The 24,102-nt window shown below is 46.3% G+C and carries 18 protein-coding genes; 17 read left to right on the forward strand and 1 reads right to left on the reverse strand.

All coding sequences use genetic code 11. The features are described from left to right. From FFM77_RS13960 to FFM77_RS06350, 3 genes are all read left to right on the forward strand, one after another. The coding region (locus tag FFM77_RS13960) for a hypothetical protein (RefSeq protein ID WP_179951418.1) at positions 1-598 on the forward strand (598 nt) is incomplete at its 5' end. Positions 599-1,210: 612 nt separating this feature from the next. Then, the gene (locus tag FFM77_RS06345) at positions 1,211-4,366 is read left to right on the forward strand and encodes a mucin-binding protein (protein ID WP_137634925.1); all 3,156 of its coding nucleotides are present in this window, start codon (positions 1,211-1,213) and stop codon (positions 4,364-4,366) included. A gap of 385 nt (positions 4,367-4,751) precedes the next feature. Continuing rightward, positions 4,752-5,063, forward strand: coding sequence for a MucBP domain-containing protein (locus FFM77_RS06350; RefSeq protein WP_137634926.1), 312 nt, complete (start codon positions 4,752-4,754; stop codon positions 5,061-5,063). A 404-nt stretch (positions 5,064-5,467) separates the two neighbouring features. Here FFM77_RS06350 and FFM77_RS06355 read toward each other — a convergent pair whose 3' ends face one another. Beyond that, positions 5,468-6,190: a GntR family transcriptional regulator gene (locus FFM77_RS06355; protein ID WP_137634927.1), complete on the reverse strand. Its 723-nt coding sequence runs from the start codon at positions 6,188-6,190 to the stop codon at positions 5,468-5,470. Positions 6,191-6,369: 179 nt separating this feature from the next. Here FFM77_RS06355 and FFM77_RS06360 point away from each other — a divergent pair, with 179 nt between their 5' ends. The 14 genes from FFM77_RS06360 (at position 6,370) to sufB (ending at position 24,090) form a co-directional block, all read left to right on the forward strand. Further along, a complete protein-coding gene (locus FFM77_RS06360; RefSeq protein ID WP_137634928.1) occupies positions 6,370-7,194 on the forward strand; it encodes an alpha/beta hydrolase in 825 nt (274 codons plus the stop codon). Between the two features lie 119 nt (positions 7,195-7,313). After that, positions 7,314-8,165, forward strand: coding sequence for a C39 family peptidase (locus FFM77_RS06365; protein WP_137634929.1), 852 nt, complete (start codon positions 7,314-7,316; stop codon positions 8,163-8,165). A 556-nt stretch (positions 8,166-8,721) separates the two neighbouring features. Beyond that, the gene (locus FFM77_RS06370) at positions 8,722-10,023 is read left to right on the forward strand and encodes an alkaline phosphatase family protein (protein ID WP_137634930.1); all 1,302 of its coding nucleotides are present in this window, start codon (positions 8,722-8,724) and stop codon (positions 10,021-10,023) included. Further along, positions 10,024-11,271, forward strand: coding sequence for an MFS transporter (locus tag FFM77_RS06375; RefSeq protein WP_137634931.1), 1,248 nt, complete (start codon positions 10,024-10,026; stop codon positions 11,269-11,271). It begins immediately after the preceding gene. A 156-nt stretch (positions 11,272-11,427) separates the two neighbouring features. Continuing rightward, positions 11,428-13,251 (forward strand): DUF2207 domain-containing protein, encoded by a 1,824-nt coding sequence (locus FFM77_RS06380; RefSeq protein ID WP_137634932.1) that lies wholly within the window; start codon positions 11,428-11,430, stop codon positions 13,249-13,251. A gap of 456 nt (positions 13,252-13,707) precedes the next feature. Continuing rightward, positions 13,708-14,535 carry an HAD-IIB family hydrolase gene (locus FFM77_RS06385; RefSeq protein ID WP_137634933.1) on the forward strand — a complete coding sequence of 276 codons (828 nt, stop codon included), beginning with the start codon at positions 13,708-13,710 and terminating at the stop codon, positions 14,533-14,535. A gap of 122 nt (positions 14,536-14,657) precedes the next feature. Continuing rightward, positions 14,658-16,280 (forward strand): ABC-F family ATP-binding cassette domain-containing protein, encoded by a 1,623-nt coding sequence (locus FFM77_RS06390; RefSeq protein WP_137634934.1) that lies wholly within the window; start codon positions 14,658-14,660, stop codon positions 16,278-16,280. Between the two features lie 211 nt (positions 16,281-16,491). Then, entirely contained in the window at positions 16,492-17,697 is a 1,206-nt protein-coding gene (locus FFM77_RS06395; RefSeq protein ID WP_137634935.1) for a CPBP family intramembrane glutamic endopeptidase, read from the forward strand. A 305-nt stretch (positions 17,698-18,002) separates the two neighbouring features. Continuing rightward, the gene (locus FFM77_RS06400) at positions 18,003-18,440 is read left to right on the forward strand and encodes a hypothetical protein (RefSeq protein WP_137634936.1); all 438 of its coding nucleotides are present in this window, start codon (positions 18,003-18,005) and stop codon (positions 18,438-18,440) included. Between the two features lie 499 nt (positions 18,441-18,939). Further along, positions 18,940-19,734 (forward strand): Fe-S cluster assembly ATPase SufC, encoded by a 795-nt coding sequence (sufC, locus tag FFM77_RS06405; protein WP_137634937.1) that lies wholly within the window; start codon positions 18,940-18,942, stop codon positions 19,732-19,734. A 14-nt stretch (positions 19,735-19,748) separates the two neighbouring features. Next, positions 19,749-21,029, forward strand: a complete 1,281-nt coding sequence (gene sufD / locus FFM77_RS06410) for a Fe-S cluster assembly protein SufD (RefSeq protein ID WP_223876793.1) — start codon at positions 19,749-19,751, stop codon at positions 21,027-21,029. Further along, on the forward strand, positions 21,016-22,239 hold the full coding sequence (locus FFM77_RS06415) for an aminotransferase class V-fold PLP-dependent enzyme (protein ID WP_137634938.1): 1,224 nt from the start codon (positions 21,016-21,018) through the stop codon (positions 22,237-22,239). Before sufD ends, FFM77_RS06415 begins: the two co-directional genes overlap by 14 nt. Then, positions 22,236-22,697 (forward strand): Fe-S cluster assembly sulfur transfer protein SufU, encoded by a 462-nt coding sequence (gene sufU / locus FFM77_RS06420; protein WP_137634939.1) that lies wholly within the window; start codon positions 22,236-22,238, stop codon positions 22,695-22,697. The genes FFM77_RS06415 and sufU overlap by 4 nt, the downstream gene beginning before the upstream one ends. Further along, entirely contained in the window at positions 22,681-24,090 is a 1,410-nt protein-coding gene (gene sufB, locus FFM77_RS06425) for a Fe-S cluster assembly protein SufB (protein WP_137634940.1), read from the forward strand. Before sufU ends, sufB begins: the two co-directional genes overlap by 17 nt. The last annotated feature ends 12 nt before the right edge of the window (positions 24,091-24,102 follow it).

Raw genomic sequence — 24,102 nt, forward strand, 5'->3', positions numbered from 1 at the left:
AGACCCAGACCCAGACCCAGACCCAGACCCAGACCCAGACCCAGACCCAGACCCAGACCCAGACCCAGACCCAGACCTAGAAACGCCAGAACCTGAAGACTTAGAAATACCTGAACCAGAGAACCCAGACCCAGAAAATCCAACACCGACTGACCCTGAAACACCAACAACTGATACTGATGAAGGAACTACCGATGAACAAGGCGACAAAATCGCAGTTGCTGACGAAGAACCGTACTTGTTCTCTGAAGATTACGATGAAGCGGTAGCACCGAAGAAACCAGTGTTGGCGAAAAAGATGGATGCAGCGTTAGCAACACCTGATAAAAAAGCGCGGCAGACGGCTAGTAAAGCTGTTTTAACCCAGTTAGACTCAGCTATTACCCGCGCCCAAACGGCAAATGAACCGATTCGGGCTGCACGATTAGAACAAGTTCGAACACAAGGGATGACGGCTTTAAATGGTACGGGCTTACCACAGACGGATAATCGTCGGCTCCATACGGTTGCGGCGGCTGGCTTCGTCTTAGCAATCGGCACAATCTTGATTGCATGGGAAAGTCGACGCCGGAAACGACAACTTGAAAAGACAAAGTAAGCCAGCGTCAGGTATTAAAGAACATCAATAAACGGACTTGAGGTGCGCGCCTCAAGTCCGTTTATTTGAATCCCCCTGATTTTGGAACATTGTGTATACTCCTTGACCCCCGAGTAGACTGGCCGGCTTCAATGATAAATTTATGAAGCAAGCCTTTTACAGTTAATAGTGTAATGATTATTTTAAAATTACGCAATTATTGCCGAGGTAATCAGGCAATAAATTAGAAGAATTCTAAATGGGTTTGAACACTATCCTTATTTAATCAGTTTACGGTTGTCGTCAATTCGGTTACTTAACGAATGCAAATTTCATTTATGAGATTTTTGATCAGTAGGAACCGTTTCTACATGACTTTTTAAAAATGATTATGAATTAAACAATTTGCTTGTGGCTTACTGACAATAAGTAAGAAGCACGTTCACTTAAATGAACAATGAAAATTTTAATGATTGACATTAAGTTTAAAGAAAGCTTACTAACGCGTGTTCTGGCCTAATACGGCTTAAAACGCGGTTTATTTTGGCCTACTGATTGAGTCCAATCCAGACCCATGTTAAACCTAGAGTGCAATTTTAAATTGCGTAGGTTTAAGAGAGGGGATTCTAAAATATGCGATTAAAACAGTTACAACACAATGAGAATATCGGCGGGCATTATAAATTATATAAATCAGGTAAACAATGGTATTTATCATTAATCTTAGCGTTTGGCGGAGTGATGTTGGGGACTCAAACCTTTGCTAAACCAATTCATGCCGATACGACCAGTGCGACAACGACTGCACCATTAGTCTCTTCAGCGGCAACGACGACGGCTAGTAGTGCCACGTTAACAACGACCACAGCTAGTACTGCGACGATGACCTCTAGTACGGCAACTAGTACGGCTTCGGCTGCCAGTTCAGCGGCAACAACGACAACAATGAGTAGTGCCGCAATGAGTTCTAGTGCGGCTTTACCTAGCAGTACGGCGGCAACTAGTACCACTAGTTTAACCGCTGAGAGTACTGCACCAGCCGTATCAAGTTCGACTGCGACCAGTTCCGCAACAACCGCTGCATCTACGGCGGCCACAAGTACGACTTCCGCTGCTAGTTCAATTGCAGCGCCTGAAAGTTCCACAGCAACTACCAGTACCGCAAGTAGTACGGCACCATTGAGTAGTGCTGCCAGTTCAACAGCCTCAACGGCACCAGCAATGAGTTCCACTGCAACAAGCACGGCTAGTTCAACTGCCACTAGCACAGCAACAACGCCGCTAGCCAGTTCCACTGCTACCAGTACAGCCAGTTCAGCGGCTTCAACTGCGCCATTGGCAAGTTCAACAGCCACTAGCACTGCAACAACGCCACTAGCCAGTTCCACTGCTACTAGTACTGCTAGCTCAGCGGCTTCAACTGCGCCAGCAACAAGTTCCACAGCTACTAGCACAGCCAGCTCAGCAGCCTCAACTGCGCCAGCGACAAGTTCAGTAGCAAGTAGCACAGCCAGTTCAGCGGCCTCAACTGCACCAGTAACGAGTTCTACTGCAACAAGTGCAGCAAGCTCAACGGCAAGTAGTACAGCTAGTTCAGCCGCTTCCGCTGCACCAGCGACAAGCTCCACTGCAACGAGTACAGCCAGCTCAGCAGCCTCAACCGCGCCAGCGACAAGCTCCACTGCAACAAGCACAGCCAGTTCAGCCGCTTCCGCTGCACCAGCAACAAGCTCAACGGCAAGCAGCACAGCCAGTTCGGCAGCCTCAACCGCGCCAGCAACAAGCTCCACTGCAACAAGTACAGCTAGTTCAGCCGCTTCGACTGCGCCAGCAACAAGTTCCACAGCAACAAGCACAACCAGCTCAGCAGTCTCAACGGCGCCAGCGACAAGTTCCACAGCAACAAGTACAGCCAGCTCAGCCGCTTCGACTGCACCAGCAACGAGTTCCACAGCTACTAGTGCAGCCAGCTCAGCAGCGTCAACTGCATCAGCAACTAGTTCTACCACAACAAGTGTAGCCAGCTCAGCAGCGTCAACTGCATCAGCAACTAGTTCTACCGCAACAAGTGTAGCCAGCTCAGCAGCGTCAACTGCGCCAGCAACAAGCTCCACGGCAAGTAGTGCAGCCAGCTCAGCAGCGTCAACCGCACCAGCAACAAGCTCCACGGCAAGTAGTGCAGCCAGTTCAGCAGCCTCAACAGCCACTAGTACCGCTAGCTCAGCCGCTTCTTCAGCGGCTACTAGCACGGCTAGTTCCGCAGCAGCAACTACTGCGCCAGAGTTAGTAGTTCAATTCTTAGATACGGCCACTGGTACCGCCATCAAGCCTGCGTTAACCTTGACCGGCGCTAAGTTGGGGGCAACGTATGATTTGTCAGCAGACACGACGTTACCTGAGTATACCTTTGATGCAGCGGTTAGTGGTGCACTGACTGGCACTTATACAGCTGGCACTAAGACGATTAACCTATGCTTCACACCGGAACCAAAAGCCGGGACGATTACCGTGGATTACTTGGATCAAAATGGACAACCGCTCTTACCGGCATCCACAATCAATGGACAAGTTAACGACAGTTATGCCTTAGAACCAACCCAGATTCCGTTTTACACGTATACAGGTTTGGGCACTGGTAGCTTGCCAATCAGTGGGAAGTTAGGCGCTAAAGCCGGCGATATCTTATTGACCTATCAAGCAGATACGGCCAAAGCTGAAGTTGAATTTATTGATGGGACCACTAAACGGGTCTTAGAAACTTATCCACTATCCGGTTTAGTAGGAACTGCTTCAACCTACACACCAGATGCAACAATCAACTTCTATGAAGAAGAAGGGTATCAGGTTGCGAGTGATGACTTCCCTGATGCCGGGGCGTACTTCTTAGATCCAAACTACACGCCAACTTATGCTATTACCTTAACTCATAAAACGACGACGTTAACGCCAGACAGCCCAGTTGCAGCGCCTGCTTTATCCAAGCTGGACTTAACGAAGACGGTCACGGAAACAATCGACTATGTTGATGATGCCGGTCAAGAACTTGCGCCAGCTTCATTAGAAACGGTCACCTTTACGCGCAACGCGACGATTGATAATGTGACGGATGAGGTGACGTATAGTGCTTGGAAGCCAGAGACTAAGCCAACCTTTACGGCCGCTGAAGCCCCGACGATTGATGGCTATACGCCAGAAACGACGGCAACGCCAGCTAGTGCGGTCACACCAGCCACGACCGATTTGACTGAGCGGATCGTCTACGATGCTGACAGTACGCCCGCAACAACGACCCCAACGACTGCGCCAACGGATACGGCGACGGTTACCGGGACAACGACTAAAGCTCCAACGGCGACAGCCAAAACGACGCCTGCTGCTAAGTTACCGACTGCGAAAGCAATTAAGCCCGCGCCAAAGACGGTTAAGTCTATCAAGTTGGCAACAACTAAGACGGCTAAGCCCGGTACTAAGTCGGCGGCAACGGGTAAGACCTTACATTTGATTCGGCCAACGACTACGAAGACATTGGCTAAACCAATGGCAACGGCAACGGTGCCAGTTTACAATGCGCAAGGTCAGATTATTGGTTCGACTCGATCACCATTAGCTAAGCCAACTGCTGGTAAGCACTTTGCTGGCAAGGCTGGGACCTATCGTCATTTAGCAGCCGGGTTACCACAGACTAGTGAAGCTAGTGCAGCACCAACTGGCTTCCTCGGTTTATTGATGTTAGCTTTATCAGGTTTGTTCGGGTTCTTAGGCTTTGGTAAGAAGCGGCATGAACACTAATCATGATTCCCTTAGTGCGGCTGACCAGCGATGGTTGGCCGTGCTTTTGTTAGGCTAAGTTCAGTTATTGAACAAACTTAATGGTGTGGTCGCTGGACCAAGCTTGGTAGTTGGAAAAGCTGGCAATAACAAAAATTAAAGTTGTTATGTCGAATGGGGCAATGAATCGCCAGTCGATGAGTACGTGTAAATCATTGCTATTAATAGATTTGTAAGGGGGGTAGTTACTTTGCTAAGTTGACGAACTGGATAGTTGGTTAAACAAGCGTGGCTCAATGATGAGCGGTAACTTTAAGATTGTGGCTAACTATACGGCGTGCTAAACCATAGTTGAAACCTGAGTGAGAAAGGCTAGTGTGTGACGGCACATTAGAACGGTGAAAGTATGAAAGCAAGTCAACAGCCGGTGGAATCGTTGCTGGGGCAAGTGACGGTTAATTACTATTTAGCGGACACACAACAAAAATTGGCTCCAAGTGTGGTATATCAAGGCGATTACGCCACGGCGTATGACTTTCAGCCCCAGTTAATTCCCGGTTATCAATGGAATGAACAGTCCCCAACGAATGGTTGGGGACAATATGGGCCAACCGATGTTCAGGTCAGCTTCTATTACGTCCCCGCGCTGATCTTGCCCAAACGGTCGACGCTCACGATACCGGCCCCAACTACTGACGATGAGCAATCAGCGCCTTAAACTAATGCCTCCCCCCTATAAAAAATTGTTGTGCACTAAACTCAGTCGGTTGCGGTACGCGTACCGCATAAAAATGGCCGGTGAACGCCTAGTCGTTCGCTGGCCACTTTTATTTTTTAGTTTTACTCCTGTAACCACACCTAATTCTTTGACCCCATATTGCGTAGCCAACCCGAAATTGGTCGGGTTGGCGTAAAGGCTAACCCCCATTAGCTTTTATAACATTTATTATAATTGGTATGGCTAAATAGTCAATATATATTCGAATATATTTTAAATAATAATTTGAATGAATTATCGACATTTGTTATCTATGATTCGATGCAAATCAGTCAATTAAGCGTTAAGACGCAAAATCACCCGCTTACCAAATCGGTAGGCGGGTGATTTTAGGTTGGTAAAGTTTAGTTACGAATCAGTTGGGTAAAGACGAATTCGTTGGGAATGAAGTGAGATTCGGTATATTCAAATTGCCGGCCAGTATCGTTAAACGCGATGCTAATCATGTTACCGACACAGTTATTGTCACCGAGTTCTAGATACTTTAGGTCAGTTTTGCGGACAGAATCGACACGTAGCATCCGTTTAACGACGGCGATCTTAACGTGCAGGTCATCTTGAATATAGTGGTAGATCGACTGGCGGGCGATGTCGGCCGTAATGCCCGGTACTAATTGGGCATTAAAGTAGTTAATGTCGATGACATTGCGATGGCCATTGAACAGGCGGACGCGTTGGATGGCATAGACGGGAATCCCAATCTCAAACGCAGTCCGTTCACTAAGATCGGCGTCAACAATGACTTGTTTAAAGCTGACGACATCGGTCCGGTAGTCTAATTGCCGATCAGCGTTCATGGCTTTGATGCCGGATAATTGGCCTAAACTCAAGTTAAATTGTTGGGTCTGGGGCGTGTGTTCTAATAAGACCACACCGCGGCCTTTGACACTATAGACGAGGCCTTCATCCGCTAATTGTTTAATTGCCTTACGAACGGCGTAACGGCTTGTATCAAATTCTTTAATTAAATCGTCTTCAATCGGTAAGCGCATTTTGATGCTATAGGCACCTTTTAAAATGCGGTCTTTTAAGGTTTCATAGATGCGATCAAAGGTATTTTTAGTCATATCGTCACCTTCATGTTTAAGTTTGTTAAGCCCATTATAACAAATACTAGCCATTTTAAAATAAATATTCGAATAAATTTTAAAATATATGCGGATAAAATTGACAGGTGTCGTTGGCAAAATTTATAATGTAAGCGTAAACAAAAAGTGGGGATTTAAGTTAATTGGGGGATACTAACATGGAAATTGAAAAACAAGAATTAACAGCGAAGGATCATCCGTTTAACGTAACGGCCTATTGGCTAGATCAAATTTCAGATTTTGAGACGGCGGTTGATTATCCGCTGATTATTATTTGTCCTGGGGGCGGCTTTACGTATCATTCTGGCCGTGAAGAATCACCAATTGCTTTGCGTTTTGTGGCAGAAGGCATGCATGCCATTGTCTTGAACTATCAACTGATTACGCCAACCGAAACGGTTTATCCGTGGGCGTTGCAACAAGTTGCCGCGACGATTGATTGGGCTAAGAAACATGCGGTCAGCCATCATATTGATATGCAGCGGATTATTCTGGCCGGCTTTTCAGCTGGCGGGCATGTTACTGCCACCTTTAATAGCATTGCAACTAATCCAAAATTGGCGTCCAAGTATGGCTTAGACGATTATGCTTCAGCGTTTGCGGCCACGATTCTTGGCTACCCGGTGATTGATCTCACGGCTGGTTTTCCAACGACTGAGACGTATCGCAATCAAGTGACACCGGACCAGACGTTGTGGGCGGCACAAAAAACGGCAACGGTAGCTGCTAAGTCAACGTTTGTCTGGCAAACAGTAACGGATGAGTTGGTGCCTGCCTATAATTCGATGGCGTACGTTAAAGCATTGATGAAGGTACAGGTATCGACTGAATATCATTTATTTGGCGCCGGTATTCACGGCTTAGCGTTGGCCAACCACGTGACTGAAAAGCCACACAAGCCTAAATATGTGAATGCACAGGCGGCTCAATGGACGACGTTAGCGTTGCATTGGTTACAGGAACAGAACTTATTAGCAAAATAGTTCAATGATTAAGGTCGTGGCGGTTGCCGCGGCCTTTTTAGGTTAGTGCTATATTAGAGAGGGACTTGATTAATGGAGAAAGTCAAGTCGTTCAAAAAATCTTATTGGAGGAGTTATGGATGAAAAAAATTATCAGTTGGTTATTAGTTGGTATCGCTAGTCTGGGACTTGGATTGGTAACGACCGCGACTGGTCAGGCTGCCGTCACCACTAAGTCCGCCCGTACTTACAATTCGCGGCTGGTTCGCAGTCGTGGTTGGCGTATTTGGGCGGCTCCATATCAGCGCGGTGTTAAAGCGAAACGTCAAACGGGTCGTTTTAGTGGTCAATTGGTACAGTTGGATCGGGTTGCCAAAGTTGGCAAAACAACCTATTTTCAAATTAGTCGGCGGGGCCATGTCTATGGTTGGGTAAATCAAGCGGCTTTAAAGCGGACAGCACGCTATCGATTGCCATATACGTATACCAGTCAACTGTACCCGTTGAAGGCCCCGAATGCCTGTGAGGCGGCCAGCTTAAAGATGGCGTTATCCGTTAAAGGGATAGCCACTAAGACCAGTTTGAAGACGATCATCACGAAAATGCCAAAAGCGAAGTCAGCGAGTCGGGGTTTTGATGGTGATCCTTATCGTGAAAGTCCAACTGGGGTGACGTGGACCATTTATCCGGCGCCGTTGACGAAATACGCGCAGACCTATGATTCGAAAGCACGAAATATTAGTGGGGCTAGTAAGAATACGTTAATCAAGGCCGTCAAACGTGGCAATGCGGTCGTTTTTGCCGGCGCTTGGCGGATGCAAGGTCAGCGGCCATACCATGTGCTGGCGCTAGTTGGTTATCAAAAGGGCCAATTCTTAGTTGCTGATCCCTATATGGAAAAAGGCTGGCCAGATAAGGTTTATTGGACGAGTACCAAGAACTTTATGCGGGTCTATCACTCACGCCATGCGCGGGCGGTCGAGATTAGATAAGTAAATTAGTATTTTAAGTATTTCAGTGAGTAAGCAGTCATTTATTTGGCTGCTTTTTGTTTGCCAGTAAAAATCTGCGGTATAATTTAGATTATGACCACAATTATTTGGAACTTTAAATGGCTAATATGGGGTGTGAATAGGCTAAACTTGCCACTCTGGTTGGCCCAGAATCGGCTGGAACGTGGTGGCCGCGTTTATGAGCCACAAGGGCGGTCTCATGCGGGCTTTGACTAACTCGAAAACCCGCCGACTAAGTCAAACGACACCACTGAGCCAATTCTGACCCGCCCGTCGTTAACTAACCGGATAGTTATGAATTAATGATTGAATCCGTTATTTAGCCGAGAGGTTGGGTTCTAAAATGCTCAGCCGTGTCGTTGGCCTTAGTGCGAGTGGTTTGCTCGGACTTAGGCCAACGACAGTTTTGAAGACCGAGCTTTGGCTTCAAAATGGCCCATGGCGTTCCAGCGTTTTAGAACCCAACCGGTAGGCGGCAAGTACAACAAACACTGAAAGCTAACTCATTATTGAAAGTAAAAAGGAGTGTTTTAATATGGCGACCAATCAACATTTAGTCATCATTTCATTAGATGCCTTGGGTTTTCGCGACTTGCGAGAACACCAAGCTGAATTACCAGTTTTGAATCAATTAATGACTGGTGGCGCCTGGGTTAAAGCTGTAACTGGGATTTATCCGACGCTAACTTACCCGTCCCATACTACGATTATTACCGGTCAATATCCGAAGGTCCACGGTATCGTGAACAATACCAAGTTGCAACCCAAGCGACGCTCACCAGATTGGTATTGGTATCAAAAAGATGTTCAAGTGCCAACGTTATATGATTTAGCCCGCCAAAAGAAAATGACGACCGCGGCTTTTTTGTGGCCAGTGACTGCTGGCAGTAAGATTACATATAATTTAGCCGAAATCTTTCCGAACCGCATTTGGACGAATCAAGTCTTGGTATCAATCAAGGCCAGTTCACCACTATTCTTACTGAAAATGAATCATAAATACGGCCATTTACGCAACGGGATTAAGCAACCGCAACTAGATGATTTTATCACTGCCTGTGCCGTCGATACGTTAGCGAATCAAAAGCCCAACTTAACGATGATTCATTTAGTTGATATGGATAGTATGCGCCATCGTTACGGTGTGCGTTCTAAAGAAGCAATGGCAGCCTTACATCGGTTGGATAAGCGCGTCGGTCAATTGATCCAAGCGACTAAGACGGCCGGTACGTTTGCGGATACTAACTTTGTCATTTTAGGTGATCATTATCAGATCAACGTGACGCATATGATTCATTTGAATACGTTGTTTGCGCAAAAAGGTTGGCTGACGCCACGGCCAGATCAGACCTTTGAAGACGATTGGACGGTGATGGCGAAGACGGCGGATGGCTCGACTTACATTTATACGCAAGGGTTTGATCAGTTAGATGAACTAAAAGCGCTGATTGAACAAGTCGAAGGAGTCGAGACGGTGATTACGGGTGAAGCTGCTGCCAAACGCGGTGCTGATCCAGCTTGCGCGTTGATGGTGGAAGCTAAGGAAGGTTATTACTTCACCGATGAAAGTCGGCGACCATTAGTCGTTGAACCGGTACATCCGGCGACATTAGGACAACCGGATCGCTATCATGGTGTCCATGGCTATGACCCAACTAAGCCAGATTATCAAACGACACTCCTCTTTAATGGCCCCGCAATTAAAGCTGGCGCGCGGATTGAAACGGCTAACTTAGTTGATGAAGCGCCGACATTTGCCAGATTGTTAGGGCTTAAATTCAAGGAGCCGTTACCTGGCCAGTGTCTAGATGGCGTCTTCAAGGAGGATTTGGAGTAGATGAAGTTTAACAAGCAGCAGTGGAGTTGGATTTTTTATGATTGGGCCAACTCTGGCTACGGCATTATTGTCACCACGGCGGTCTTGCCGGTTTATTTTAAGGCCATTGCCCAAAGTAACGGCGTTTCGCCCGCCAATGCGACGGCCTATTGGGGGTATGCCAATAGCTTCGGGACGTTGATCGTCTCGATTCTGGCACCGGTACTAGGGGCTTTAGCGGATTATCCTAAAGCCAAGAAACGGCTGTTGAATCTCTTTTCGATTGTCGGCATGGTGATGACGCTAGGTTTAAGTATTGTGCCAACCACCGCTTGGAAGTGGCTACTAGCGGTCTATATTCTGTCGATTATTGGTTATTCGGGTGGCAATCTTTTCTATGATAGTTTTCTGACTGATGTGGCGCCGGATAAGCAAATGGATCGGATTTCATCGTATGGCTATGGTTTTGGTTATCTCGGTGGGGTCTTAGCATTTATCTTATTCTTAGTGCTGCAACTGACGAGTGGCTTTGGGCTGTTGTCTAGTTACGGTGTGGCACGCTGGAGCTTTGGTTTAGCCGCAGCGTGGTGGGTGATCTTTTATATCCCGTTGTTACGCAATGTCCATCAAGTCTATGCGCTTAAGCCGAATGCCCATCCAGTCACGGATAGCTTTAAGCGGGTCTGGTTAACCTTGAAGCACATTCGTAAGTATCGAGCTGCGGCGTGGTTCTTAGTCGCTTATTTCTTCTATATTGATGGTGTTGATACGATCTTTACGATGGCCACCTCGATTGGGATGGATATGGGAATTACAACCACGACTTTGATGATTGTCTTATTGGTCGTCCAACTAGTTGCCTTTCCGTTTTCACTGTTATACGGTTGGTTGGCGAACAAGACATCGACGCGCACGGGAATTCTGATTGGAATTGTCATTTATTTAGGAATCTGTCTGTACGCGTTACGATTGACTTCGGCGACTGATTTCTGGATTTTAGCGGTTTTAGTTGGGACGAGCCAAGGTGGGATTCAAGCCTTGAGCCGGTCATATTTTGGCCGTTTGATTCCAAAACAATCTGGTAGTGAGTTTTTTGGCTTCTACAATATTTTAGGTAAGTTTTCAGCGGTTATGGGGCCAGTTCTCGTGGGAATCGTCACACAAATGACAGGTAAATCCACGATTGGGGCGGCGTCACTTAGTCTCCTATTTGTGATTGGGCTAGCGATTTTCTTAGCGCTCCCGCATTTAACAAGTAAACAAGTTTAAGCACAAACGATTGATAATTATCTGGCAGTAATCCAGTGATTATCGATCGTTTTTTTTATTTGGAATTTTCATGATCATTAACTTAAGTTGTGTTCAGCTTCGTTGGTCGGTAAGCGTATGCTACACTGAAATTACTAAGAAATGGAGGGGTAGCCGATGCGTAAACTAAAATGGGGACTGATAGTCAGCTTATTAGTAGTGCTAGCTGTTTTAGGTTGGCGACCACTGATTGGGCAGGCCGACTATACGATTAACCACTATGACATGCAGGTCAATGTCCAAAAGGATGGTAGTGCACAAGTCACACAAGCGATGACCTATGAATTTGACGATAATTATCATGGGGTTTTTAATGTTCAAGATTTGCGGGGCATCCAAGGGGCCAAATTCGAACAAGTGACGACAAAATTAAATAATGGGCCGACGATTGAAGCTAAGGCAACCCAAAGCGGCCAGTCAAACACGTACCAATTGACTAAAACGAAGCAACAACTACGGGTGAAACTCTATCGAACGGTGCAAGATGATGATCAGTTACGAGTGACGTATCGCTATCGGTTGTTAGGCGTCGTTACGAATTATGCCGATACCGCTGAGCTTAATTGGAAGATTATTGGTGCCGGTTGGGATGGGCCGCTTAAGCATGTCCGGCTAATCATCCAGTTGCCGGCTACCCAAGTCACTAATTTGCAAGCCTGGACGCATGGTCCCTTAGCAGGGCAGACCAAAGTGGATAAAAAGGCTGGACGCGTCACGATGACGTTGCCACGCAATCCGGCTAACAGTTTTGTTGAAAGTCATTTACTGTTTCCGACCAGTGTGACATCGACCAATCGACGGACGAGTCCGAAGAAACGAAAAGCTGCGGTTCAAAAGCAAGAAGCAGCCTTAGCTAAAGCCGCTAATCAAAAGCGCCAGCGTCAAGCTTGGTTGTTTAAGGCAGTTTATAGCGTGGCGGTAGCAATTTTCGGCTTAACCTTACTCGGCATCTGGTGGTGGTTGCGTCGGCATCCAGCGAACCAGCATCAGCGGCCCATCCCAATTAATCATTCTTTTGACGTTCCAACTGTGAAGCCAGCAGTTGCCCAATCCTTATGGCGGACGGCGTCACCGGACACGAAAGCCTTATCAGCGGAAATCCTGCAAGCAACGGCGGATCATGAACTAAAGCTAACAGTGACGCCAACTAAACGGCAACCAGATGTGGCTTTAGTGCAATTAAAACCATTAAGTAATTCATTCTTGGCGCATTGTTTTAAAAAGGTGACGGCGACGGACACCTTGACCATCAAGGCGCTTAAAGCATTTGGCCAGCGAGACAAAAAGGGGCGATTGAATAGCTGGTTCTCGGCTTGGCAGGCAGAAATCGATGAACAAGTAGCGGTTTATCAAGATGCCACTAACTTTTCAATTCGCAATCACTGGGTCGGATTTAGTGTTGCTATCTTGATTTTGAGTCTTTTAGTGACCTTGAGCGGCCTACTTATTAGTTCCAAGACTGCGATGATAACTGGACTGGTGACGGTTGCCATTGCGATTGGCTTTACAAGCTTAGCCGTGATTAACTATCATCGTCTGACGATTAATACCGATGAGGGGTTAGCGTTGGTTAATCAGATCAATGGGTTTCAACGCATGTTGAAAGATATTGGACACTTCAATACCGCTGAGATTGGGGACCTCATCTTGTGGGAACAAATCCTGCCGTATGCAGCAGCGTTTGGTTTAGCCCAGCAAGTGACCGCTAAGTTAAAGGTGGACTTTGGAACCGTGGCATTAGAAACGGGGATTGGCGTTTACTACCCAATCTTCTTTGTTGGTAATAATGTCAACTTCGACTTATCTGGTGTCATTGGTAGTGGTTTTTCCAGCGCTTTAGACGCTGCCAGTAATGTCAGTTCTAGTTCCGGTGGCTCAGGTGGCTTTTCTGGCGGGAACTCCGGTGGGTTTGGTGGTGGCTCTGGCGGGGGTGCCTTTTAGAAAGAGTGTGAAGTCCGACGGGTTGCCCCTGAGCATTGCCTAGCTAATCAATTATGCCGTGGGTTTTCGGCATGGTTGATTGGCGTAGCAAGCACAAGGGGCAGTCGGGCTGAACACGTTTCGGCAAAATAGTGGCACAGTGAAAAGAACTTTACCCTTCGCTGAGACTGATTTATAAGGCTTTAGGCATGGTTGATTGGCGTAGCAGACACAAGGGGCAGTCGGGCTGAACACGTTTCGGTAAACTAGCACCAGCATCAACCCAATTCAGTAACTCACCTAACAAACAGGGCGGCTTTCAGTCAATAAACTGAAAATCGCTTTTTTATGACCCGTCGAAATCAAAAGCCTACACTTTTCTATTCCCATCCCCTTGCAGTTTTACCCAATTATCGGTAAGCTAGAAAGGATTGAAGGAAACCGCTTACATAAATTCAACAAGAATGGGTGATAACCATGCCAGTCAAATTAATTGCCACAGATCTTGATGGCACGTTACTTGATAGTCACGGCAACTTAGATCAAGCGCGTTTTAAAAAAGTTTATACTGCTTTATGCGAAGCTGGGGTTCAATTGGTCATCGCTAGTGGTCGCCAAGCAATCGAGATGGCGGAACAATTCCAAGCGTATCCTGATTTATGGTTAGTCGGTAGTAACGGTGCTGAGACGATGCAACCACGGACTTCACTAATTGCCAGTACATTTGCGCCGGAAGTGGTGCGCCAGATTTTGACGATTCTGGCCGCTTATCCGGAAGTTAAAGTGGCGATGTGTGGGTTTGAAACTATTTTTGTTAAGCAGACGACTAATCCGCGACTACTTGCACGGTTACAAAACTATTACTACGACGTGGCGAAGGTGCATCGTTTGGCAGCGGTCAATGCAGCCATCGTGAAGTTTAATATCTTTTGTCCACCGGCGTTAACCGAACAGCTACAATATGAATTGACGCCTAAGCTGGCGGGCTTAGCACAACCGATCGTTGGTGAAATTGGAAGCTTGGATTTAATTCAACCAGGTTTGGATAAAGGTAAAGCCGTGCGGACATTGAGTCGGCGACTAGGGATTACAGCCGATCAAATGGTTGCGTTTGGCGCTGGCGAAAATGACTTGACGTTGTTACAGCACGCCCATACGGGGATCGCCGTGCCCACTGCCCCAGCTTGGATTCAGGCGCAGGCCGATGCGATTATGGATACCACGCAGACGACTAGTGTCTTAGCTTATATCGAACGACGAATCTTGCCTCACTTGAAAAAATCATTGGTATTTTCAGAAAATTAACCACCGCTTTAGTTGCCAAAAGGGTTTCAAGCGTGCTACACTGCATCTAGGATGAAAAATCGGATGGTCAACCGACCGAATGGGGTCAGTTGGCTTTTTTAGTGGAAAGATGAGGGAAATTAATGCTAACCGTAAATAATGTCAGTATGCAGTTCTCAACGCGCAAACTCTATGATGATGTGAACCTAAAATTCACGCCGGGCAACTGCTACGGCGTCATTGGTGCTAACGGGGCCGGCAAGTCGACCTTCTTAAAAATCTTGGAAGGCAAACTCCAACCAACATCAGGGAACGTCTCTATGGGTCCCAATGAACGGATGTCTAGTTTGAACCAAAACCATTTCGCCTTTGAAGACGAAGAAGTCTTATCAACGGTCATTCAGGGCCATGAAAAGTTGTACAAGATCATGAAAGAAAAAGATGCCTTGTATGCTAAGCCAGACTTTAGTGATGCCGATGGAATTCGGGCCGCTGAACTAGAAGGTGACTTTGCTGAAATGGACGGCTGGAATGCCGAATCAGAAGCCGACCAAATGTTGCAAGCTTTAGGAATTGATGAAGCGATGCAACACAAAAAGATGAGTGAACTGACGGAACCACAAAAGGTTAAAGTCTTATTAGGCCAAGCGTTATTTGGTAATCCTGACGTGTTACTTTTGGACGAACCGACCAACGGGTTAGACGTGCAATCAATTAGCTGGTTAGAGAACTTTTTAGCCGACTATGATAAGACGGTCATCGTCGTTTCTCATGACCGTCATTTCTTGAACCAAGTCTGTACCCATATGTGTGATGTTGACTTTGGTAAGATTACGTTGTTTGTCGGTAACTATGATTTCTGGATGGAATCAAGCCAATTAGCTGCTAAGTTACAGGCTAACGCGAATGCTAAGAAGACGGAACAAATCAAAGAGTTGCAAGAATTCGTGGCGCGGTTTAGTGCCAATGCTTCGAAGTCTAAGCAAGCAACCTCACGTAAAAAGCAATTGGAAAAGATCACTTTGGATGACATCAAGCCATCGTCACGGAAATATCCCTTCATCAAGTTTACGCCGGATCGTGAAATCGGGAATGACTTGGTCAAAGTGGAAAATGTGTCGAAGACGATTGATGGCGTGAAGATTTTAGATAATATCAGTTTTACGTTACGGCCCAACGAAAAGACTGCATTGATTAGTCGTAGTGATTTAGCCACGACCACATTAATGCAAATTATTGCGGGCGCAATTGAACCCGATTCTGGGAGTGTGACTTGGGGGCAAACCACGTCACGGACGTACTTACCACGAGATATTAACGATGAATTCACTAACGCAGATCTAACGATTATCGACTGGTTACGGCAATACGCACCAAAAGAAGAGAGCGATAATACCTTCCTGCGGGGCTTCTTAGGTAAAATGTTATTCTCCGGTGAAGATGTGACTCGGAAAATCAACGTCTTATCAGGGGGCGAAAAAGTCCGGGGAATGTTGTCTAAGATGATGCTTAGCCGGGCCAATGTCTTACTATTGGACGACCCCACGAACCATTTGGACTTGGAATCAATCACGGCTTTGAATGACAGCTTGATTGACTTTAAAGGCGCCATCGTCTTCACGTCCCATGACCACGAATTTATCCAAACGATTGCGGACCATATCGTTGAAGTCAGTGCTAAGGGTGTCGTTGACCGTGGCGATACGACTTATGATGAATATTTGGCTCACGAAGCAACGCAGGGACGCGTTCAGGATCTGTATTAAGAGTGTGAGGTCCGACGGGTTGTGCCTGAGCATTGCCTAGCTAGGCAATTGTGTCAGTGGTTTTCTGACATGGTTGGCTAGCGTAGCAAGCGGAGGGGGCAGTCGGGCCGAACACGTTTCAGCTCGTAACCTAAACAAACAAAATCACCAGCACCACCGAATCTCCTAATCTGTTATGATTAAGTCATAACGAGATTGGGGGATTTTTTTGATGCAGACAGATGTTGACCGGCAGTTGCGTCGCTGGTATGTGGCGCAATTAGTTGTGTTAATCGGCGCGTTATTAGTTCGTTTATTGGCGAATGGTTTGGGGAGCAGTCTACTCGGAGTTGTTTTATTACTTTGGTTTTTTAGTGCCATGTTGCCAGCCTACGAACAGGGGGTCGCGGATAAAAGCTGGTCTTTTTTCCGGCGGTTCAATCATTACTTTCAAACGATTATGCAATTTAGCGTGTTTCCGTTATTGTTAGGAAATCTGATCTGGATGTTGAGTCATTGGACACCTTTAGATCAACAGGGATTGATTGCGGTCGGGTTTACGTATTTGTTGATCTTATTTATTCCAGTTGGCTACGTGGTTACTCGGCCAGTTGGCTCCTTAGTTGGCCGGATTATTTTATTGATTTCCGCTATTTTTAGCGGGGTGGTCGGGGCACATGAAGTGTTGTTAATGACACCAGGACTGACCGCCATTCCGGCTAGCTTTACTTTGGTTGGTGATAGTGGGGTACTAGGCGCGTTCGGTTTTGTGGCCGCCTTTGGGGTATTGATGATGGCTTGGGGCTTTCATTTGCCAACTTGGCGGTTTAATCGGTCGACTAATGCATGGGTGTTAGCGTTGATTGGCTTCTTGGCGCTTGGTTTTGTCATTTGGAATGCTTTTGGAAGTGGGGATAGCTTAACAACGCTGTTCACTAGATATACTTTTAGGATGAAGTCGCCATCTTGGAAAATGTTTCTGAGCGGTTTGGAACCTGGAATTGCTGAAGAGTGGTTGTATCGATTCGGTATCTTATCCTTGTTATTATGGCAGTTTCGGCAAGCCAAACATCAAATTGGCTGGGCAGTTGGGCTGAGCAGCTTGTTGTTTGGTTTGTGGCATAGTACTAATATTTTGGCCGGGCAAGCTGTGAGCGCGACGCTGGAACAAATGGTCTTTGCAATGGCGTTAGGAAGTTTTCTGGCAGCGAGTTATTTGTACACTGGGAGTTTTGCCGTACCAATTGTGATTCATACGCTAACCGACAGCTTAAGTATGATGACGTCAGGAACTCAAACGATGAGTCAACCAAACTTGTTGGAATGGCAAAGCATGGGTATTCTGGTCGTGGTATTCGGGTTAATGACGCTCTTCTTATTGACAGGGTCAAGACGGCAAGTGGTTGAGGCACATACACAACGATTTCTGCGACTTTGAAGCATGATGATTAAGGCATTTATATTTAGAAAATGGGTTAATTTAACGAAAATAAGCACGTTTTAAGTGATTTTTGGATTATCTTTCAAGTTAATTCAGTAAACAAGTTAGCGCTAAATGACGAGCAAATCGTGATTTAACGCTATTTTTTTGAGCTAAAAGTGCCATTTTAAACTGGTCTATACAATTCGTAACGGTTTTGTAACATGCGTGTTACTGGTTCGCAACGCCGAACCGGTATACTAAGTGTCAATTGGTAAAACGAAATGTTAACAGGATTTTAATAAAGGGGAAATTAATCACAGATGACAAAATTCAAACACATTCTTATGGTAATTGCGACTGCCACAATTCTAGCGTTTGGCGTATCGAACTTGGTTTCGGAGATGAATCATACCGATACAGTTGCCGCTGCGACGACAAAAAAGAAATCCGCTAAGAAGCTTTTTAAAGCTAATATTACGAAGCATGCAGTTATGTCGAAGTCCGTCTTCAAGATGCAAGGTCGGGTTCACTGGCATAAACGAGTCTTTACATACTATTCGCCAAACGGTTCTGGTGTTTATGGGATGGGACGTTTTACATCTGATGGCACTTATACGTTGAACGGTTATGACAAGGATGGTTACTTGATCTTAGCCAACAACAAGAAGTTTGGAACGAAGATTAAAACACCACTCGGGATGGGTAAAGTGCATGACCGGGGCACATACGGGAACCACTACGACATTGTGGTAAAGTAAATTAGGTTGAAAAGTCGACACGTCAGGGTGCCGGCTTTTTTGTTGTGAAAATAGACTAGGTCTTGGTTTAATCTGTGACTTTGGCCGGCTCGAAAACGCGGTTACCACGTGCCAGCGTCAATCCAACCCAACTAAAGCCGCAAGTTTCACTAACCTTAATATGTCGCCAAGCATGGATTAAGAATGACCGTCATTCACTTTATTAATCAATTTTAATTCAATAATCATTTGAATCTAAATAAACAATCCCAACTAAAACCAAACTGAACCTCCGCTAATTGCTTGCAACGACTAGGGTTAACGGTTAACCAACAACTATCACTTTTCTATATTTTTGAATCTTAAACATTTTCCCGACATTTAATTGACCTGAAACGGGTTTCGTATCGTATACTAGAACTAACGTATGAAAGCGCCGTCAACTTTAGTTATGACGGATGGCCATCATATAAATCCGCGGCAGAACCAAGCTTAGGCGGCCAGAAATGAGGAAGATAAAATGTCAACGCTAGTCATTAAAGATTTAAAAGTCTCAGTTACTGAAAACGAACAAGAACGACTGATTTTAAAAGGGGTCAACTTGACGCTGAATACTGGTGAAACTCATGCCATCATGGGACCAAACGGGACTGGTAAATCCACGTTATCCGAAACGATTATGGGTAATCCCGCCTATCATGTCGTTAGTGGGCAAATCTTATTGGATGGGGTTGACCTTTTAAAGATGTCGGTCGATGAACGTGCACGGGCCGGACTCTTCCTAGCGATGCAATATCCCGCTGAAATCAAGGGGGTTACCAACATTGAATTTTTGCGAGCAGCGATTAATGCCCGGCGTCCTAAAGATGATCAGATTTCAGTGACGGATTTCTTAGCTTTATTGGATAAGAACTTGGCTGAACTAAACATGTCGACATCAATGGCTGAACGGTATTTAAACGAAGGCTTCTCTGGTGGCGAAAAGAAACGTAATGAAATTTTGCAATTATTAATGATTCAACCTAAATTCGCCATTTTAGATGAAATCGACTCTGGCTTGGATATTGATGCGCTACAAGTGGTGGCACATGGGGTTAATGCGATGGCGAGTCCAGATTTTGGGACGCTGATTATTACCCATTATCAACGACTACTGAACTATATCGTCCCCGATTATGTGCATGTCATGATGGACGGTAAGATTGTGAAGACTGGTGATGCTAAGTTAGCGAACACCTTGGAAGCTGAAGGGTATGCTGGCTTACGAGATGAACTGGGCTTAGATGTACCGTTGACCGATGACGATGTCGAATAGTGGGGGTGCCTAATTTGGATGCAACAACATTATTAGCGGGTGTGCAGGCCTATGCCCACGCTCAAAATGAACCGGATTGGCTGCTAAAGCTCCGCGAACAAGCCGTTGCGGCGTACTTTAAGTTGCCATTACCGAAATTTGAAAAGATTAGTTATAAAGATTGGCCGTTATTTAACTTTACGGCTCCAACAGCGATCGAGAGTGCCCCTGTTACGGGCGAATTAGCAGCGACGGCGGCCACCCAGCAGTTTTATGCGGTCGGTGATTCGACGATCCAACTGACATTACCAGCCGAGGCACTACAACAGGGGGTTATTTTATCTGATCTCCGTTCGGCAATTCAACATCATGGCGATTTGGTTGAAACCTACTTGATGCAAAAGGCGTTAAAGCTAGGCGATGATAAGCTCACCGCTTTGAATACGGCGATGATGACCAATGGCTTCTTTCTGTATGTGCCTAAAAACGTCGAATTAAAAGCGCCAATTGAAATTTTACAAGTCGTTGATAATCGTACGCAACAGAACTACTTTAGTCACAATCTATTGATTGCGGATACGAGTAGTCGTGTCAACGTGATTCAACGGTTAGCGTCCGTTGGTGACCAAGCCAATGCGGCGCATGTATTAGTTGAAGTCGTGGCCGAAGCGAATAGCCAAGTGAACTTTGCCGGGATCGATACGTTGGATCATCGGACAACGGCGTACTTGAATCGGCGCGGCTACTTAGCTAACGATGCGAAGTTGGATTGGGAATTAGCCGAGATGAATGCTGGTGATGTGATCGCTGATTTTGATTCAGAACTTAAGGGCCGTGGCTCTGAAGCGATGGTCAAGACGATTGCGATTGCTAACCGTGAACAAACCCAAGGTCTGGACACTCGGGTCACTAACTATGGTAAGAAGACGGTCGCTAACATTGTGCAACGGGGGATTATCCTCGATGCTGCGACGTTAATCTTTAACGGCATCGGCCATATTATTAAGGGCGCACATGGGGCCAAAGCGGATCAAGAAAATCGCTTATTGATGCTCTCATCAAAAGCCCGGGGCGATGCTGACCCAATCTTATTGATTGATGAAAATGACGTTGAAGCCGGACATGCGGCCAGTGTTGGTCGCGTCGATGAACAACAGATGTATTATTTGTTGAGTCGTGGGATTCCCAAGCCAGAAGCTGAACGCTTGGTCATTCGGGGGTTCTTAGCGGGTGTGATTACTGAACTGCGCTCACAACGACTCCGGCATGAATTGAATGCATTGATTGAGAGGCGGTTAACCGATGGCAACAACTAATTATCGCGCGGACTTTCCAATTTTAAACACAATGATTAATGGCGAACCGTTGACCTACCTAGATAGTGCGGCGACCTCGCAGAAACCCCAAGCGGTGATTGATGCGCTGGTTACTTACTATCAACATGATAATGCCAATGTGCATCGCGGGGTGTATACGCTGGCGGCACAAGCAACTGATCAATATGAAGCGGTTCGTGATCAAGTGGCGGCGTTCATCAACGCGCCCCAACGTGAAACCGTCTTCTTTACGCGCTCAACGACTGAAAGCTTGAATTGGGTGGCCCAGACTTATGGTGAACAGTTCATTGGCCCGCAAGATGAAATCGTTTTAACGGTGATGGAACATCATAGTAACTTGGTACCGTGGCAACAGTTGGCCATTCGCAAACACGCAAAATTACGCTATATTGGCTTAACTAGCGATGGTCAACTTGATATGGACGCGGCTAAGCGCCTGATTACGGCTAAGACCAAGTTAGTCGCAGTCGCTGAAACGTCGAATGTTTTAGGGGTGACGAACCCCATCAACGATTTAGCCGCCTTAGCTCATCAAAATGGGGCGATTATCGTGGTCGATGGTGCTCAAGCAGTCGCACATCAACCAGTCGATGTGCAAGCCATGGATGCCGACTTCTATGCCTTTTCTGGTCATAAGATGTTAGCACCGACTGGCATTGGCGTGCTGTATGGTAAGTTAGACTTACTTAAGCAATTAACGCCAGCTGAATTTGGCGGCGAGATGATCGATAATGTCACTCAGCAGACGACAACGTTTGCGGCGATTCCCCAACGTTTTGAAGCTGGGACACCCAATATTAGTGGTGTGATTGGTCTCGGGGCCGCTATCACTTACTTGCAACAAGTTGGCTGGCCAACCATTGAAGCCCAGGAAAACCAATTAACGGAACGCTTATTAACTGGGTTACTAAAAATGGATGGCGTTACCGTTTATGGCCCCCATGATTTAGCGTTACACGGTCCGGTAGTGGCGTTTAATTTGAATGGTGTGCATCCGCATGATGTGGCGACTGGCTTAGATATGGCCGGTGTTGAAGTACGAGCTGGCCACCATTGCGCGCAACCATTAATGCAATACTTGCAAACGAGTGCCACGGTGCGGGCGAGCGTCATGTTTTATAACACGCCCGCAGAGATTGACCGCTTACTAACGGCCTTAGCCGAAGTAAAGGAGTTCTTCCAACCATGAGTTTGTTAAAGTTAGGTGAATTATACAAAGCCGTGATCTTAGAACATGCCCAGCAACCGCATCATCACGGCCAGTTGCCGGATGTGCCAGGGTTGACGTTGAATAATCCGACTTGCGGTGATGTGATTAAAGTCCAATTGGATATTCAAGATGATCAGATCCAACAAATCGCCTTTAGTGGCACGGGCTGTACGATCTCACAAGCTTCGGCGAGTGTGATGACCGATGTGCTAGCCAAGCAATCACCCGCACAGGCGAAAGCGTTGATTCACGACTTTTCACAGTTAGTGATGGGTGATGAGATCGATGTTACCGCCAAAAAACAATTGGGCGATGCGGCTGTTTTAGGAGCGGTCGCGGAATTTCCGACCCGTATTCGCTGTGCGATGCTGGCTTGGCATGCGGCTGACCAATTATTAGATGAGCTTGGAGGAACCCCAAATGAGCAAGAAAGTTAATGAAGTTGTTACTGATAATCAAAATTATGAATATGGGTTCCATGATGATGTGACGCCGGTCTATTCAACTGGTGAAGGCTTAACCGAGGAAATCGTCCGTGAAATTTCGGCTGAAAAGCACGAACCGCAATGGATGCTCGATTACCGGTTAAAAGCCTATGAAATCTATAAAAAGATGCCGATGCCGAAGTTTGGTCCTGACTTGTCCGGACTGGATATGGAACATATGAAGTACTTCCAAAAAGCGACGGATAAGAAGTATCGCAACTGGGATGATGTGCCACCTAAGATCAAAGAAACCTTTGATCGGCTAGGGGTTCCCCAAGCGGAACGGAAATATCTAGCTGGGTCGAGTGCGCAATATGAATCCGAAGTGGTCTATCATCGGATGCAAGAGACCTTTGATAAGACCGGGATTATCTTTACGGATACCGATACGGCCTTGAAGCAATATCCGGAACTCTTTAAGAAATGGTTCGGTAAGCTGGTTCATCCCGATTCCAATAAATATGCGGCTTTAAATGCGGCAGTCTGGTCTGGTGGATCGTTTATTTACGTGCCCAAAGGCGTTAAAGTCACCACGCCAATTCAATCCTACTTTCGAATTAATGCGGAAAACACCGGGCAGTTTGAACGGACGCTAATCATTGTCGATGATGGCGCCAGTGTGAACTACGTAGAAGGCTGTACGGCACCAAGTTATGATTCGGATAGCCTCCATGCAGCGGTGGTGGAAGTCTTTGTTGAAGACAATGCCACTTGTCGCTACACCACGATTCAAAACTGGTCCAATAACGTGTACAGCTTGGAAACCAAGCGTGCGCAAGCTATGGCCAATGCCACGATGGAATGGGTCGATGGTAACTTAGGGTCTAAGATTACGATGAAATACCCATCCGTTTATCTGGATGGGGAAGGCGCGCACGGCACCATGTTGTCCATCGCGGTCGCGGGACATAACGTTGATCAAGATAATGGTGCGCGGATGATTCATAATGCCAAGAATACGACCTCCTCGATTGTGTCTAAGTCGATCTCTAAAGACGGCGGTGCGGTTGATTATCGTGGGACGGTGCGTTTCGGTCGGCATTCAGATGGATCGTTCGCCCACGTGGAATGTGACACGATCATTATGGATGACCAGTCGTCTAGTGATACGATTCCCTATAACGAAATCTTGAATGGTAATGTCTCGATGGAACATGAAGCAAAAGTCTCCAAAGTTTCGGAAGAACAACTCTATTACTTGATGAGTCGGGGTATTTCGGAACAAAAGGCGACGGAAATGATTATCATGGGCTTTGTGGAACCCTTTACGAAGCAATTACCAATGGAATATGCCGTAGAATTGAACCGCTTGATTAGTTTTGAAATGGAAGGCTCAATTGGTTAAGACCAACTAAGA

The sequence above is a fragment of the Lactiplantibacillus songbeiensis genome, from assembly GCF_005405125.1.
Lineage (GTDB): Bacteria > Bacillota > Bacilli > Lactobacillales > Lactobacillaceae > Lactiplantibacillus > Lactiplantibacillus songbeiensis.

What these genes read in the sequence shown, in the direction of transcription:
- FFM77_RS06345 (WP_137634925.1), top strand. Translation starts at nt 1,211, where the DNA reads ATGCGATTAAAACAGTTACAACACAATGAGAATATCGGCGGGCATTAT.
- FFM77_RS06350 (WP_137634926.1), top strand. Translation starts at nt 4,752, where the DNA reads ATGAAAGCAAGTCAACAGCCGGTGGAATCGTTGCTGGGGCAAGTGACG.
- FFM77_RS06355 (WP_137634927.1), bottom strand. Translation starts at nt 6,190, where the DNA reads ATGACTAAAAATACCTTTGATCGCATCTATGAAACCTTAAAAGACCGC.
- FFM77_RS06360 (WP_137634928.1), top strand. Translation starts at nt 6,370, where the DNA reads ATGGAAATTGAAAAACAAGAATTAACAGCGAAGGATCATCCGTTTAAC.
- FFM77_RS06365 (WP_137634929.1), top strand. Translation starts at nt 7,314, where the DNA reads ATGAAAAAAATTATCAGTTGGTTATTAGTTGGTATCGCTAGTCTGGGA.
- FFM77_RS06370 (WP_137634930.1), top strand. Translation starts at nt 8,722, where the DNA reads ATGGCGACCAATCAACATTTAGTCATCATTTCATTAGATGCCTTGGGT.
- FFM77_RS06375 (WP_137634931.1), top strand. Translation starts at nt 10,024, where the DNA reads ATGAAGTTTAACAAGCAGCAGTGGAGTTGGATTTTTTATGATTGGGCC.
- FFM77_RS06380 (WP_137634932.1), top strand. Translation starts at nt 11,428, where the DNA reads ATGCGTAAACTAAAATGGGGACTGATAGTCAGCTTATTAGTAGTGCTA.
- FFM77_RS06385 (WP_137634933.1), top strand. Translation starts at nt 13,708, where the DNA reads ATGCCAGTCAAATTAATTGCCACAGATCTTGATGGCACGTTACTTGAT.
- FFM77_RS06390 (WP_137634934.1), top strand. Translation starts at nt 14,658, where the DNA reads ATGCTAACCGTAAATAATGTCAGTATGCAGTTCTCAACGCGCAAACTC.
- FFM77_RS06395 (WP_137634935.1), top strand. Translation starts at nt 16,492, where the DNA reads ATGCAGACAGATGTTGACCGGCAGTTGCGTCGCTGGTATGTGGCGCAA.
- FFM77_RS06400 (WP_137634936.1), top strand. Translation starts at nt 18,003, where the DNA reads ATGACAAAATTCAAACACATTCTTATGGTAATTGCGACTGCCACAATT.
- sufC (WP_137634937.1), top strand. Translation starts at nt 18,940, where the DNA reads ATGTCAACGCTAGTCATTAAAGATTTAAAAGTCTCAGTTACTGAAAAC.
- FFM77_RS06415 (WP_137634938.1), top strand. Translation starts at nt 21,016, where the DNA reads ATGGCAACAACTAATTATCGCGCGGACTTTCCAATTTTAAACACAATG.
- sufU (WP_137634939.1), top strand. Translation starts at nt 22,236, where the DNA reads ATGAGTTTGTTAAAGTTAGGTGAATTATACAAAGCCGTGATCTTAGAA.
- sufB (WP_137634940.1), top strand. Translation starts at nt 22,681, where the DNA reads ATGAGCAAGAAAGTTAATGAAGTTGTTACTGATAATCAAAATTATGAA.